Below are 14,117 nucleotides of genomic sequence, written 5' to 3' on the forward strand. Positions count from 1 at the left end.
AAAGCATAAGGCTAATATTTTTATTAGTGTACTGCTTATTCATTGTAAAGCTAGTTAAGTGAATAAGGGCGCACGGTGGATGCCTTGGCACTAGGAGCCGATGAAGGACGGGACTAACACCGATATGCCTTGGGGAGTCGTAAGTAGACATTGATCCAAGGATTTCCGAATGGGGGAACCCACTGTTCGTAATGGAACAGTATCCTTACCTGAATACATAGGGTATGGAAGGTAGACCCGGGGAACTGAAACATCTCAGTACCCGGAGGAAGAGAAAGCAAATGCGATTTCCTGAGTAGCGGCGAGCGAAACGGAAACAGCCCAAACCAAAAAGCTTGCTTTTTGGGGTTGTAGGACACTCCTTTGGAGTTACAAAGGAATTCTTTAGACGAACATACCTGGAAAGGTAGGCCAAAGAAGGTAACAGCCCTGTAATCGAAAAGGAATTCTCTCCGGAGTGTATCCTGAGTACGGCGGAACACGTGAAATTCCGTCGGAATCCGGGAGGACCATCTCCCAAGGCTAAATACTCCCTAGTGACCGATAGTGAACCAGTACCGTGAGGGAAAGGTGAAAAGCACCCCGGGAGGGGAGTGAAAGAGAACCTGAAACCGTGTGCCTACAAGTAGTCGGAGCCCGTTAATGGGTGACGGCGTACCTTTTGTAGAATGGACCGGCGAGTTACGATCGTATGCGAGGTTAAGTGGAAGACACGGAGCCGTAGCGAAAGCGAGTCTGAATAGGGCGAATTAGTATGCGGTCGTAGACCCGAAACCGTGTGATCTACCCATGTCCAGGGTGAAGGTCAGGTAACACTGACTGGAGGCCCGAACCCACGTATGTTGAAAAATGCGGGGATGAGGTGTGGGTAGGGGTGAAATGCCAATCGAACACGGAGATAGCTGGTTCTCTCCGAAATAGCTTTAGGGCTAGCCTCAAGAAATGAGTACTGGAGGTAGAGCACTGATTGGACTAGGGGCCCTCATCGGGTTACCGAATTCAGTCAAACTCCGAATGCCAGCTACTTTATCTTGGGAGTCAGACTATGGGTGATAAGGTTCATAGTCGAAAGGGAAACAGCCCAGACCGCCAGCTAAGGTCCCAAAGTATACGTTAAGTGGAAAAGGATGTGGAGTTGCACAGACAACCAGGATGTTGGCTTAGAAGCAGCCACCATTTAAAGAGTGCGTAATAGCTCACTGGTCGAGTGACTCTGCGCCGAAAATATACCGGGGCTAAACGTATCACCGAAGCTGCGGATTGTTCTTACGAACAATGGTAGGAGAGCGTTCTAAGTGCAGCGAAGTCAGACCGTGAGGACTGGTGGAGCGCTTAGAAGTGAGAATGCCGGTATGAGTAGCGAAAAAAGAGTGAGAATCTCTTTCACCGAATGCCTAAGGTTTCCTGAGGAAGGCTCGTCCTCTCAGGGTTAGTCGGGACCTAAGCCGAGGCCGAAAGGCGTAGGCGATGGACAACAGGTTGATATTCCTGTACCACCTCATGATCGTTATGAGCGATGGGGGGACGCAGTAGGATAAGGAATGCGCACCGATGGATGTGTGCGCCCAAGCAGTGAGAGTGTCAGGTAGGCAAATCCGCCTGGCGTAAGCTCAAGCTGTGATGGGGAGCGAAATTTAGTAGCGAAGTTCCTGATTTCACACTGCCAAGAAAAGCCTCTAGCCAGATCATAGGTGCCCGTACCGCAAACCGACACAGGTAGGCGAGGAGAGAATCCTAAGGTGAGCGGGAGAACTCTCGTTAAGGAACTCGGCAAAATGACCCCGTAACTTCGGGAGAAGGGGTGCTCATTCTTTGAGTGAGCCGCAGTGAATAGGCCCAAGCGACTGTTTAGCAAAAACACAGGTCTCTGCGAAGCCGAAAGGCGAAGTATAGGGGCTGACACCTGCCCGGTGCTGGAAGGTTAAGGGGATGGGTTAGCACTTCGGTGCGAAGCTTTGAACCGAAGCCCCAGTAAACGGCGGCCGTAACTATAACGGTCCTAAGGTAGCGAAATTCCTTGTCGGGTAAGTTCCGACCCGCACGAAAGGTGTAACGACTTGGGCACTGTCTCAACGAGAGACCCGGTGAAATTATACTATGCGTGAAGATGCGCATTACCCGCGACAGGACGGAAAGACCCCGTGGAGCTTTACTGTAGCCTGATATTGAATGTCTGTGCAGCTTGTACAGGATAGGTGGGAGCCTTTGAAGCGTGAGCGCTAGCTTACGTGGAGGCATCCGTGGGATACCACCCTGGCTGTATGGACCTTCTAACCCAGGACCGTGATCCGGTTCGGAGACAGTGTCAGGCGGGCAGTTTGACTGGGGCGGTCGCCTCCTAAAAGGTAACGGAGGCGCCCAAAGGTTCCCTCAGAATGGTTGGAAATCATTCGAAGAGTGTAAAGGCAGAAGGGAGCTTGACTGCGAGACCTACAAGTCGAGCAGGGACGAAAGTCGGGCTTAGTGATCCGGTGGTTCCGCATGGAAGGGCCATCGCTCAACGGATAAAAGCTACCCCGGGGATAACAGGCTTATCTCCCCCAAGAGTTCACATCGACGGGGAGGTTTGGCACCTCGATGTCGGCTCATCGCATCCTGGGGCTGTAGTCGGTCCCAAGGGTTGGGCTGTTCGCCCATTAAAGCGGTACGCGAGCTGGGTTCAGAACGTCGTGAGACAGTTCGGTCCCTATCCGTCGTGGGCGTTGGAAGTTTGAGAGGAGCTGTCCTTAGTACGAGAGGACCGGGATGGACACACCGCTGGTGTACCAGTTGTTCCGCCAGGAGCATAGCTGGGTAGCTACGTGTGGAAAGGATAAGTGCTGAAAGCATCTAAGCATGAAGCCCCCCTCAAGATGAGACTTCCCATCACTTCGAGTGAGTAAGATCCCTCAGAGACGATGAGGTTGATAGGTTCGAGGTGGAAGCGTGGTGACACGTGGAGCTGACGAATACTAATCGATCGAGGACTTAACTAACATCTACTTGATTCGTTGTTTTGCTTATTTAGTTTTCAGGGTATAAATCCCTGTACATAACAAAATAATGCTTGATTTTTTCTTAAAAACTATTATAATAAAGTTTGTCACGAAAAAATTAGGTACACTTGGTAAACAAGTTATGTCTGGTAGTGATGGCGAGAAGGTCACACCTGTTCCCATACCGAACACAGAAGTTAAGCTTCTCAGCGCCGATGGTAGTTGGGGCATTGCCCCTGCGAGAGTAGGACGCCGCCAGGCAATTCCATTCCACAGTAGCTCAGTGGTAGAGCAATCGGCTGTTAACCGATCGGTCGTAGGTTCGAATCCTACCTGTGGAGCCATGGAGAGCTGTCCGAGTGGCCGAAGGAGCACGATTGGAAATCGTGTAGGCTGCGAAAGTGGTCTCGAGGGTTCGAATCCCTCGCTCTCCGCCACTTTAAATTACTTTTTATGGCCCGTTGGTCAAGCGGTTAAGACACCGCCCTTTCACGGCGGTAACACGGGTTCGAATCCCGTACGGGTCACCAAGTGGAGGATTAGCTCAGCTGGGAGAGCACCTGCCTTACAAGCAGGGGGTCGCAGGTTCGAGCCCTGCATCCTCCACCATTTTATAAATAATACTTTTAAACATCGCGGGGTGGAGCAGTCTGGTAGCTCGTCGGGCTCATAACCCGAAGGTCGTAGGTTCAAATCCTGCCCCCGCAACCAAATTATTCTAACTTACTACGTTGAGATACTTCACAGCTAGTTGGAAAGCAGTAGTACTGTAAAGTGCAACCAAATTTTAATTTAATATTTAGTGGTCCGGTAGTTCAGTTGGTTAGAATGCCTGCCTGTCACGCAGGAGGTCGCGGGTTCGAGTCCCGTCCGGACCGCCACTATAATATATCTAAAACACAAATGGCTCGGTAGCTCAGTCGGTAGAGCAATGGACTGAAAATCCATGTGTCGGCGGTTCGATTCCGTCCCGAGCCACCATTTATGTTTTTTTATTTATGGAGGGGTAGCGAAGTGGCTAAACGCGGCGGACTGTAAATCCGCTCCTTCGGGTTCGGCAGTTCGAATCTGCCCCCCTCCACCACTTTTAATTTTATAGTAATAATTTCACTAGTAGGGGTATAGTTTAATGGTAAAACGAAGGTCTCCAAAACCTTTGATGTGGGTTCGATTCCTACTACCCCTGCCATTTTTCTTTTATGGCGGTCGTGGCGAAGGGGTTAACGCACCGGATTGTGGCTCCGGCATTCGTGGGTTCGATTCCCATCGATCGCCCCATTATAATTGGGCTATAGCCAAGCGGTAAGGCATCGGGTTTTGATCCCGTGTATCCTAGGTTCGAATCCTAGTAGCCCAGCCAATTGCGGAAGTAGTTCAGTGGTAGAACACCACCTTGCCAAGGTGGGGGTCGCGGGTTCGAATCCCGTCTTCCGCTCCAGAATGTTGGCGGTATAGCCAAGTGGTAAGGCAGAGGTCTGCAAAACCTTTATCACCGGTTCAAATCCGGTTACCGCCTCCAAATTTACTTCTATAGTAGATAAATCAACATATGAAACGATAAACTCTTTTGTTTTAGTTGCGATTTTTAAAATTGCGATTAAAACAAAAGAGTTTTTTTATGTATATCTCTATTGAATTTTCTAAAATGTGTCAGTTTATATGGAAACTAAAATATATCAGATGTTGTTATTGGCTGTATATATTTTACAGTAAGGGAAGAATAAGAGGGGAAGTAAATCAATTGGAGGTAGTAGTAAAGATGGAAACAAATCATCATGCGAGGTTAACTTCAACAGAAATTACACAGATTTGGACAAACTATGTAAATGATAGTATGGCCATATGTGTTTTGAAGTATTTTTTAAATACGGTTGAAGATGAGGACATTAAATTAGTTGTAAAGTATGCACTTGAGTTAGCGGAAACCCATTTACCAAAACTAGAGACTTTTTTTCAAGCTGAAGATTATCCGGTGCCAATTGGTTTTAATGAGAACGAAGATGTGGATATTAATGCTCCTAGATTGTATTCGGATAGTTATATGCTTATCTATATTCGTGATATGGCACAGGTAGGTATGAATAACTATACGGTTGCAATGGCGTTCTCTGCCAGAGAGGATGTGTATGATTATTTTTCTGAGAATTTATTTGAAGCGAATAAACTACACAAAATGTCTTTGAAGCTGACCTTATCTAAAGGATTAAATGAGCGCCCTCCTTATTTATCCCCTCCTAATAAAGCAGATTATGTGAAAAAACAAAGCTTTTTAACTGGCTGGTTTGGGGATAGAAGACCGTTAAATGGCATGGAGATATCAAACTTATTTTCTAATATTTTACGTAGTGCATTAGATATTGCAACGTTAATTAGTTTTGCTCAAGTCGCAAATTCAAAGGAAGTCAGAGAGTATATGGAGAGAGGAAAAGAAATAGCATCCAAGCATGTAGAGGTGTTAGGTTCGGTCATGCGTGAAAGTGATCTTCCTATTCCGAAGACACTGGAAACGGAGATTACGGATAATAACTCCTTTGTATTTTCTGATAAACTAATTATGTTTCATATCACAACATTAAATGCAGCTGTTTTAGGATATAATGGTGTTAGTTTAGCCTCAAGTCATCGTCGTGATATAGCTCAACAGTATACACGATTAAGTACAGAAATGTTGAAGTACTGTGAGGATGGGGCTAATATTATGATCGACAATGGATGGCTAGAGGAACCTCCGATGGCATCTGATAGACAACAATTAGCAGATGGGTAGTGTGGATATGTCAAGGAACAAAAAGGCAGAGGTACTATTTTGGAGTATTGCATTACCAGGGTTTGGACAGTTCTTGAATGGACAATTATTTAAAGGGACGGTATTGGTTATCTTAGAGTTTATTGTCAATGTCAAATCTAGGTTGAATTTTGCCATTCTCCCTAGCTTTCATGGTGATATTCAAGCAGCTATTTCAGCTGTTGATTTCCAGTGGCTAATGTTTTACCCATGTATATATTTGTTTGCTATCTGGGACGCTTATCGTGATGCTGGTGGTAATAAGGAGCCCTATGCTTTTTTGCCATTTGTTTTCTCGGCATATGTCGGTACGATCGGGGTGGTTTATTCTCCAAGCTTTCATATTAAGGGTATTTATTTTGGTGTAATTTGGTTGCCGATTATTTTTCTAGTTCTTGGATATTTAATTGGGAAGGTGATACGACATTTATTATTGAATTGGTTAAAGCGAGATGAGCAAACAAACTAGTAGTTAAAAAGGTAATATAATTTATTATTGACTTCATTCCCCATTCCGTGCTATATTAATATTTGTCAGTCAAGATTTACGTCATTTTTTATTATGCCGGTGTGGCGGAATTGGCAGACGCGCGGGACTCAAAATCCCGTTCCTTCACGGGAGTGTCGGTTCGACCCCGACCACCGGTATCTTTAGATTAATTTTAGTTGCGTTTAAAAGCAATTGATAAGCTCGTAAACCTTGATATTAAAGGGTTTGTGAGTTTTTTCTTTTTTATAGAATCTTATTAATAACGATATGTTTTTAAATTATTTTACGCATTTTTTACGCACACCTTACACAGCCATACTCTCAAATGTTTGCACAGTAACTTGCTCGTCTTGCAAACGTAACTCTTTAAGAACATGTGTGTACTCTTTTAGTGTTGTTTCAATGTCGCTATGCCCCAATCTTTCAGAGACATAGTGAATAGATGCTTTTTTATAAAGAAGTACACTCGCATGGGTGTGCCGTAGTCCATGAACTGTTATTGGTTCAATTTCTAATTCTGATAGTAGCTTTTTAAGTAATTTATTGGTGTTGGTGTTACTAATGACTTTGTATTTGGATTCTGGACTATAAAATACTAGATCATGAATGTTTATTGGATTGATTTTGAATAATTGTTTAAAATAATTCATGGTAATCTTGTCCATCTTAATGGTCCTAATTGATTGTTCATTTTTAGTTGGACCAAAGCCTGTGGGGGAATTTTTCTTATATCCCCAGGTTTTACTGACGGTGATTGTACTGTTCTTGAAGTCGAAGTCTTTTCTTGTTAAACCAACTGCTTCGGCAAAACGTAGTCCTGAAGTAAAAATTAGAAGTAGTAAGGAATATCCTAATCCATCATCTATCCTACGCCAAATGCTTTGCAACAGCCTTTCGCTTTCTGCATAATTCAAATGCTTTTCAATTGATTTCTTTGCATGCACAGTCCAAATTGGTGTTGTTTTTCGAGTAAAATCAATTTGGATTAGTTGCTCTTCCATAGCATCTGCTACACATGATTTAATATGTCCATGTACTTTTAATACTGTTTCTTTTGCTTTATTTGATCCGAACCAATTTAGGAATTTTTGATAATCTTGTCTTTTAATATTCTGAATAGGTGCCCCTGAAAAATACTCTCTTAACGCATTTAAAGAGTATTCGTAATGTTTCAGTGTGGTAGAACTAACAATAGGAGCTTTATATAGTTCAAACCAATCTTTAAAATATTCGACAATAGGAATCTTCTCTAAAATAGGATTCATTCCTTTTGCTAATTGTGCTTCAATTTCTGCTGCTGCAACCTGTGCTTCCTTTTTTGTGCGAAAACCTCCTTTTCTAATAGGTTTTGGTTTCCCATTTTCCATATTGCTAACAGTGTATTCATAACTCTTTCCCCGTTTTCTTATATATGCCATAGTTCTTTCCACCTCATCCACTGTAAAAAGATAAGGGTGATCTTGTGGTCATTATGGTGTCACCCTTATCATAAATGCTGTTTCAAATTTTGTATAGATTAAACGTTTTAATCTATTTTATTCTCTTGTTAGAATATTTGCTGGAAGTTCTTATCCAAAAACTCTGCCATTTTTTGGGCATGGAATGACCATGTTTGACCCTGCATTTTCGGATAGAAGACAAATCCACCATTTTCTGAATCCAACTCTTTCTTGAATTTAGGAATAAAGAGAATATTTTCTTTAATCCATTGTTGCTTCTTATTTATCCTCTTTTCTAGATCCTTCATTGTCCAATACACACCTGTAAGTTCCTTTTTCTTTAACTCTTCTAATTCCACTCTTTTTACAATTACAGAATCAGTAGGTATGGCTATTTCAAGGTTGACACTTAACCTTTGAGATGATTGTTCTTTTAGGTTCATTACTCAAGTTCTCCTTTCGATTTCGGAAAATGATATATTATATATCGACACTGCCGTCACTATCGTCACCACTACTGTCACGGCAATCAAGAAAGTATATATTTTTTGGACGATGCAAACTGCCAATATTTCATTATTTTTCTTTCAAAATAATAAAATGTTTATTGTAGCTCAATAGTATGGATACGAGCGCCGTTTGATCTTACATACTGATATTTAATGCCATTTGCACTTAGAATTGGCTGAATCCTTGTCATTGCATCTTTTAATTGATTAGGAACTGGAAACCATTTCGAACTTTGAACATCATTTGGAACAAACTTCTTCAGTATAGCCAATAGTTCGGTCGCACTACATGAAATTTTTTTAGTTGTACTTAAACAGTCAACTATTGCCGAAATTAGTAAATCATGCTCAACGGCTTCTTCAGCAACTCTTCTTTGGTTTAAATCATAACCTTTCATAAATGTTCCGGATTTAAATCCAAATCCAGTTTCACCTGCCGTAGCCCATTTAGCAAAGTCTGCCATTCTTGGAGAAGAATCTAAAGTGACATTATTGAATTCCCTTATTGCTATACTTAATGCGTCTAACACGGCTCCTAATATACCAGGTAATAATGTTTCGAATTCTGTCATTAAATCTTCTTGTGATTTTCTTTGTCTTTTACTAATAGGAAGCAGATTTATGATGAGTGAGCGATCAGCTAAATCGGGACGTCGGGCAATAAAATCAATTCCATTAAGGATTACTGGACGCAATGCTGAAATAATTACTTCCTCAGTGTTTTCATAAAACTTTCTAGTTGTAAACCCACCGCCAGTTGAAAGCTTGCATAAAGAATCAGACATACTATTTGTTAAACCAGATAAGTTGTCAAATGCTAGCAGGTGACTATTCTGAGCACTTATCATTAGATCTTGTTCTGATCCTGGCAACGATCGTATTGGTGCAAAAGAAGGATCAACGATTCTTTTAATTAAGTTGCTTATAAAACTTTTTCCAGTTCCTTGTGCACCTTGTAAAATCAAAATTGGATAAGGACCAGTGGGTGAAAAGCAGCCAATTATAAATGAATATAAAAGTACTTTATCTTCATCACTTATATTTAAGAAATGCGCTAAATCATTAATGGAACCATTTCGGTGCGGTATAGGTAGAGACCATAAAGTAGTAGGTCTTCTAAACTTAATTAAAGGATTATAAGATACCGACCAACCACTTTCATCAACTATTACTACTTCCCCCAAGGACCTATTTAAATCAATGTAAATTGAACTTCTAGTACCAGCTACTCTTACAAACGTTTCATGACGATCCGTTTTTAAAGTAAACTCTTGATATGCTTCTATTGTTTCAACTGCCTCAGTCAAAGCTGATTTAGTGATTGTCTTACCAAAAATTTCATAATAAGTTTTCCTTAGTAGCTTTTCGAACTTAGTGTCTTTGACAGGAAAGTGATGGTTAACTTGATTTATCAGTACAGAAGCGAAAACTATACCACTTTTTTCAATAAAGAAAGACGCTATCTCTTTTGCAATTTCTATTAAAGTTTGAGATGTATTTAATTCGCCTTGTTCAACTTGCTTTTTTATCTTCTCGATACTTGAAAGATCACTTAAGTTCTTAACATTACCAATTTGAACTTTTTTCATATTGTTTTTATTAGACATAAATATCTTCTCCCTTTATGAGGAAAAGTGATTGACGAAATGATAAACCAAACAACTTTTGTATGGCCAATATGGCACTACCTGAACCACAACCAGCGAAACAAGTCCAAGAGCCATTATGTTTGTTGAAGCTAAAAGAATTGTGATTGTCTAGATGAAAAGGGCATTTGCAACTTAGCCAATCACCGTTTCCTCGAATGTTTGAGGTTACTTGGGAATAAAATCCAACCCAATCTACACTATTCAATAGTTCTTCAATATCTTTACTTTTGTTTCCTGTCTTACTCTTATATATTGACTGTACCTTGGACTTTTTGGCCGAAGTCCAATTGAGGTTATTTTGATTACTGTAGTCTATTAAGTAATCAACTAACCATTCAGGTAGATCTGCTTTTTCAACATCCTTAGGGGAAAGTATCCATTTATAATGTCTCCCATTTGGGTGTTTAGAAGGTGGAGCTACCACTTGTTTTTTATTTGATAAAATATCGATTTTATCCCAGAGCTTCATTGAAGGAACTTCTTTATCGTAATTAAAATATAGATGATACCCACGATTAGTTTGGACTTTCCATGTATCTGGTAAAGGTCCCATTTTTTCTAGAGTATTTAACAAACTCGTATCATCAATATCTAATACAATAATGTTTGAAATTTTTCCTGTTAAAATACCAATATTCCTGTTATCATAACGAATAGTTTTTCCGGTAGGATCTACTATTCCATTGATAATGTCTTGTTGTTTAAGTGGTTGCTCAAAAAATCGGTTGGACCAATCTTTTATTAACGGTCTCTTTTCTATAAGAGGTACAGGAGTTAAACCGTATTGATAGAGTTGTAATGCTGCTAAAATTGATGTATTCATTTTTTCACCCTTTACCGTATCCTTTTTGATTCTATTAACTCTTTGATAGCACTCAAAATTGCATCTTCTTGTTTTGTAGATAAATCCCGACGTAACATTCTAAATAAGGTATTTTCATGAATATTTAACTTCTCAGCAACTTCATAAAAATATAATTTGGACTCCTTAATAGTTTTTCTAATTTCATTATTGCGTGGGTTCTCCATCACTTAACCTCCTTTTTTACAAGACAAAAAACCCCATAACGAAGTAAGCCTTACTTCGTTATGGGGTTATGCCCTTTGGTATTTAATTATTTTTAAATGTTGATTATAGGTTATAGAGAAAATTTTAAAATCTATCACTACCACCAGCATCAACTTACCGATATTCTATAATAGACATATTTAAAATGTCAACAATTAATTTCTTAATAGATTTAAATTAATAATTAATAATGGTTAAGTAGGTGGAGATAGACAGAGAGTGACGGTAGTGACGGTAGTGTCGGGTCTCGTCCCTATATATAATTTTAAAAATGGTGTATTAACTATATTTTTTTCATTTCTGAAATGATTATCTACCATACAACTGTTAGATAACAAATGTTAGAATCTAGCTTCTAACATTTAACCTCTAACACCGGTGTTAGAGGTTAAAGCGCATTGTAATAAGGTTTTTGATGTTATCAAGATTCCAACTTACATAGTAATTTAAACTACTTCATAACCAGGAATTCCTGATGTATTTCGTTCTAGTTTAGAGTTCATTTTTAAGGTTTTCATATATTGATTATAAATATTGTTGACAAAATATATAAACTACTATAGGATAATTTTTAATAATAATTTTGTATTTCAAATTTAAAATTAAATAATTAACGAGACACCTCGAAACTGATAGTGAGTATGACCATACTCTATCTTTTTCGAGGTTTTTTTTGTGTAGAGGAGAGGTACGGTGGATAAAAAGTCATATTATTTTGCAGCAAATGGAAAAGGTGTTCAATTGGAAAGATTTGAACTAGAGATGTTAGCTTTTTTATCTCAACAAAAAGTATTAACTATAAAGCAACTTTATAAGTACTCCTGTCATTATAAAGATATCTCATATAATTCTTTTAGAAATAAAATATGGAGATGGAAAAAGTATTCCGTGGTAGAAGTAAAAACAATTACTTTAAAAAGAAGGTGGGGGAATGAGGTAAGTATTTTGTCTATCGGTCAAAATGGATTAAGGATTTTGGTAAGTGAAGGCTACCTTCCAAGTACTTGGATAAATAATGATTTAAAAACTAATTTCACGATTTCAAATTATGATCATTATTTTACGACTCAACAAGTAGTTCTTGATACTGTATTGAGGATTAAATCAAAGGGTTTACCAATAGCATCCATTCGACCGTCTCAATTATCCAATTTAATTATAGATGAATACGAAGCAGTTATTCCTGATTGGATACTAAAATGTGGTGAAAATAAACTGGTATTTATTGAAAGTGATATGGGGACTGAAACACTAGGAATTTTAGAAAATAAAGTTAAAAAGTATATAGAACTTGCTAGATCAAATCCGACAAATAAATTTATTGTCATGTTTGTGCTTGTTGATGATTCATTGGAGACACAAAAATTTTACAAGAATAACGGTGATAAAAGATTAGCGAATATGAAAAAAACCTTTCTAAATTCTAATATAATTCATCAAGAAAATTTTGCATTATTTATATCACATATGAATCGTGCTCCTTTAATTATCGATAAAGCAATGAATAATGACGATAGGGCTAGCCATCAGTTGGCGGTTACTCACAAGATCTTAAATGAGATAAATAAGCATTTTGAGTATACTTTTATTCCAATCACTTCTTCAGAAGTATATCTACAGGACACACAAAAATTCTTATATGCTGATAAAGTTGTGCGAATGAGTAACCTTGCACAATCTAGTTCATTCAATGTATTAGTTGAATATGTGACAGAAGGTGATATGCAGCAGTTGGATCGCTTATACCACCTTAATCAATTAATTCAAAAAGGATTATTCAAACAAAAAATTGATAAGATTGTAGCAGTTTATCAGAATATAGAGGAAAGAGAGAATGATAATTTAGCAGCAGTCATGGGCAATGTGTTAGTCCTAGATAATGAGACTTTATTAAAGAATCTTGATAAAGATCCTATTTTTTTCGAAATAATAAGCCCAGTTAAATTAAATCCAATCCGATTAGATGGTATGTCAACACTAAATTGGACAAAAATTATAGGGGCTGCTGTTTAAATTCGATTGGTGTTAAATAGTCTAAAGTTCCGTGAATTCGAATGTTATTAAACCAATGAACATAATCATCCAGTTCAATAGCGAGCTGTTCAAGAGAAGAGAAATGAGCATTGTTAGCGAATTCTGTTTTGAATACCTTAAACATCGCTTCAGCCACTGCATTATCATAAGGACATCCCTTCATGCTCAGCGATCTTTGGATGCCAAATGTTTCAAGTGCTTCTGTAATAAGCTTATTATCAAATTCTTTACCTCGATCTGTATGAAACATTTGAACGTCGTTCAAGTTGCCTTTAATGCTCGATAAAGCCTGATAGACCAGCTCTGCATTTTTATTAGCACCAGCACTACGGCCAATGATTTCACGGTTAAAAAGATCCACAAATAAGCATACGTAATGCCATTTTGTCCCAACGCGGACGTAAGTTAAATCACTGACGATGACAGCCAACGGCTTGTCTTGTTCAAATTGACGCTGTAATTCATTTTTTATCAACGCTTCATTACATGATGTTTTATGAGGCTTGTACTGTGCCACGGTATAGTTTGACACAAGCCCGAGTTCATTCATTAATCGGCCAATCCGACGACGTGATACGTGTTTTGGCTTTGGTAATCTACTTAATTCTTTCTTAATTTTGCGCGTGCCATAATTGTTCCGGCTTTCTTTAAAAATTCGGGAGACCTCTTGGGAAATCTCTTCATCTTCCATTTTAAACACACGTTGGCTGTGTAAATTGGCATGATAGTAATACGTACTTTTGGGAATCTGGAGGACGTCACACATTGCTGATACCGAATAGATGTGAGCGTTATTTCGAATCACATCTATTTTCGTCCCATGATCAGCGCTGCTTGCTTTAAAATATCATTTTCCATCATGAGACGTTGATTTTCCTTACGTAACCGAGCTAGTTCATTCTCTTCTGCAGAACGGTTATCTTTAGCGGCAAATGAACCTGTTTCTTGATGATTTTTAATCCAGCGATCTAACGCAGAAGGCGTGATATCATACTCTCTCGCAATATCTGCACGCGATTTACCATTTTCATAAAGCTTCACTAATTGCAGTTTAAATTCGGGTGTAAAAGTTCGACGTTGACGTGTCATCGTAGTCACGCTCCCTTAAGTTATAGTCTAAGTTTACAAGCCCTTATTTTATCTGTCCAACTTAGTGTAGCCTATCCA

The 14,117-nt window shown here is 39.2% G+C and carries 9 protein-coding genes, 14 tRNA genes and 2 rRNA genes; 19 read left to right on the forward strand and 6 right to left on the reverse strand.

The genetic code is table 11. The annotated features are described in order from the left end of the window. The first annotated feature begins 52 nt into the window (after positions 1-52). The 18 genes from JF53_RS14990 (at position 53) to JF53_RS15075 (ending at position 6,408) form a co-directional block, all read left to right on the forward strand. A 23S ribosomal RNA gene (locus JF53_RS14990) occupies positions 53-2,975 on the forward strand. Between the two features lie 145 nt (positions 2,976-3,120). Beyond that, a 5S ribosomal RNA gene (gene rrf, locus JF53_RS14995) occupies positions 3,121-3,236 on the forward strand. 8 nt (positions 3,237-3,244) lie between these two features. Beyond that, positions 3,245-3,319, forward strand: a tRNA-Asn gene (locus JF53_RS15000). Between the two features lies 1 nt (position 3,320). Further along, positions 3,321-3,412: transfer RNA gene (locus tag JF53_RS15005), tRNA-Ser, on the forward strand. Positions 3,413-3,430: 18 nt separating this feature from the next. Further along, positions 3,431-3,505: transfer RNA gene (locus tag JF53_RS15010), tRNA-Glu, on the forward strand. A gap of 3 nt (positions 3,506-3,508) precedes the next feature. After that, a tRNA-Val gene (locus JF53_RS15015) sits at positions 3,509-3,584 on the forward strand. Between the two features lie 25 nt (positions 3,585-3,609). Then, positions 3,610-3,686: transfer RNA gene (locus JF53_RS15020), tRNA-Met, on the forward strand. Between the two features lie 93 nt (positions 3,687-3,779). After that, positions 3,780-3,856, forward strand: a tRNA-Asp gene (locus tag JF53_RS15025). Between the two features lie 24 nt (positions 3,857-3,880). Further along, positions 3,881-3,956, forward strand: a tRNA-Phe gene (locus JF53_RS15030). Positions 3,957-3,975: 19 nt separating this feature from the next. After that, positions 3,976-4,059 (forward strand) — tRNA-Tyr (locus tag JF53_RS15035). Between the two features lie 31 nt (positions 4,060-4,090). Next, positions 4,091-4,164, forward strand: a tRNA-Trp gene (locus JF53_RS15040). Positions 4,165-4,177: 13 nt separating this feature from the next. Beyond that, positions 4,178-4,253 (forward strand) — tRNA-His (locus JF53_RS15045). 7 nt (positions 4,254-4,260) lie between these two features. After that, positions 4,261-4,335 (forward strand) — tRNA-Gln (locus tag JF53_RS15050). A 3-nt stretch (positions 4,336-4,338) separates the two neighbouring features. Continuing rightward, positions 4,339-4,413, forward strand: a tRNA-Gly gene (locus tag JF53_RS15055). 7 nt (positions 4,414-4,420) lie between these two features. Beyond that, positions 4,421-4,494 (forward strand) — tRNA-Cys (locus JF53_RS15060). A gap of 240 nt (positions 4,495-4,734) precedes the next feature. Beyond that, positions 4,735-5,742 carry a DUF3231 family protein gene (locus JF53_RS15065; protein ID WP_047981529.1) on the forward strand — a complete coding sequence of 336 codons (1,008 nt, stop codon included), beginning with the start codon at positions 4,735-4,737 and terminating at the stop codon, positions 5,740-5,742. 7 nt (positions 5,743-5,749) lie between these two features. Further along, entirely contained in the window at positions 5,750-6,229 is a 480-nt protein-coding gene (locus tag JF53_RS15070) for a hypothetical protein (protein ID WP_047981530.1), read from the forward strand. A 95-nt stretch (positions 6,230-6,324) separates the two neighbouring features. Continuing rightward, a tRNA-Leu gene (locus JF53_RS15075) sits at positions 6,325-6,408 on the forward strand. A 147-nt stretch (positions 6,409-6,555) separates the two neighbouring features. Here JF53_RS15075 and JF53_RS15080 read toward each other — a convergent pair. From JF53_RS15080 to JF53_RS15100, 5 genes are all read right to left on the reverse strand, one after another. After that, positions 6,556-7,668 carry a site-specific integrase gene (locus JF53_RS15080; protein WP_047981531.1) on the reverse strand — a complete coding sequence of 371 codons (1,113 nt, stop codon included), beginning with the start codon at positions 7,666-7,668 and terminating at the stop codon, positions 6,556-6,558. A gap of 128 nt (positions 7,669-7,796) precedes the next feature. Beyond that, complete coding sequence (locus tag JF53_RS15085; RefSeq protein WP_047981532.1) at positions 7,797-8,132, reverse strand: DUF771 domain-containing protein; 336 nt, start codon at positions 8,130-8,132, stop codon at positions 7,797-7,799. A 161-nt stretch (positions 8,133-8,293) separates the two neighbouring features. Next, positions 8,294-9,805 (reverse strand): hypothetical protein, encoded by a 1,512-nt coding sequence (locus JF53_RS15090; protein WP_047981533.1) that lies wholly within the window; start codon positions 9,803-9,805, stop codon positions 8,294-8,296. Continuing rightward, positions 9,798-10,670 carry a bifunctional DNA primase/polymerase gene (locus tag JF53_RS15095; protein WP_053071927.1) on the reverse strand — a complete coding sequence of 291 codons (873 nt, stop codon included), beginning with the start codon at positions 10,668-10,670 and terminating at the stop codon, positions 9,798-9,800. The genes JF53_RS15090 and JF53_RS15095 overlap by 8 nt, the downstream gene beginning before the upstream one ends. Before the next feature lie 11 nt (positions 10,671-10,681). Then, a complete protein-coding gene (locus JF53_RS15100) occupies positions 10,682-10,876 on the reverse strand; it encodes a hypothetical protein (RefSeq protein ID WP_047981534.1) in 195 nt (64 codons plus the stop codon). 733 nt (positions 10,877-11,609) lie between these two features. On the opposite strand from JF53_RS15100, the gene JF53_RS15105 reads away from it, so the two are divergent. Continuing rightward, positions 11,610-12,929 (forward strand): replication-relaxation family protein, encoded by a 1,320-nt coding sequence (locus tag JF53_RS15105; RefSeq protein WP_047981535.1) that lies wholly within the window; start codon positions 11,610-11,612, stop codon positions 12,927-12,929. Here the strand turns inward: JF53_RS15105 and JF53_RS15110 are convergent. Further along, a protein-coding gene (locus JF53_RS15110) for an IS3 family transposase (protein WP_157052428.1) occupies positions 12,910-14,039 on the reverse strand; the annotation gives its coding sequence in 2 pieces (ribosomal slippage) (positions 12,910-13,793 and positions 13,793-14,039; 1,131 coding nt in all). The genes JF53_RS15105 and JF53_RS15110 overlap by 20 nt on opposite strands. Positions 14,040-14,117 lie beyond the last annotated feature (78 nt).

It is taken from the genome of Ornithinibacillus contaminans, assembly GCF_001038425.2.
Classification (GTDB): Bacteria; Bacillota; Bacilli; order Bacillales; family Amphibacillaceae; genus Ornithinibacillus; species Ornithinibacillus contaminans.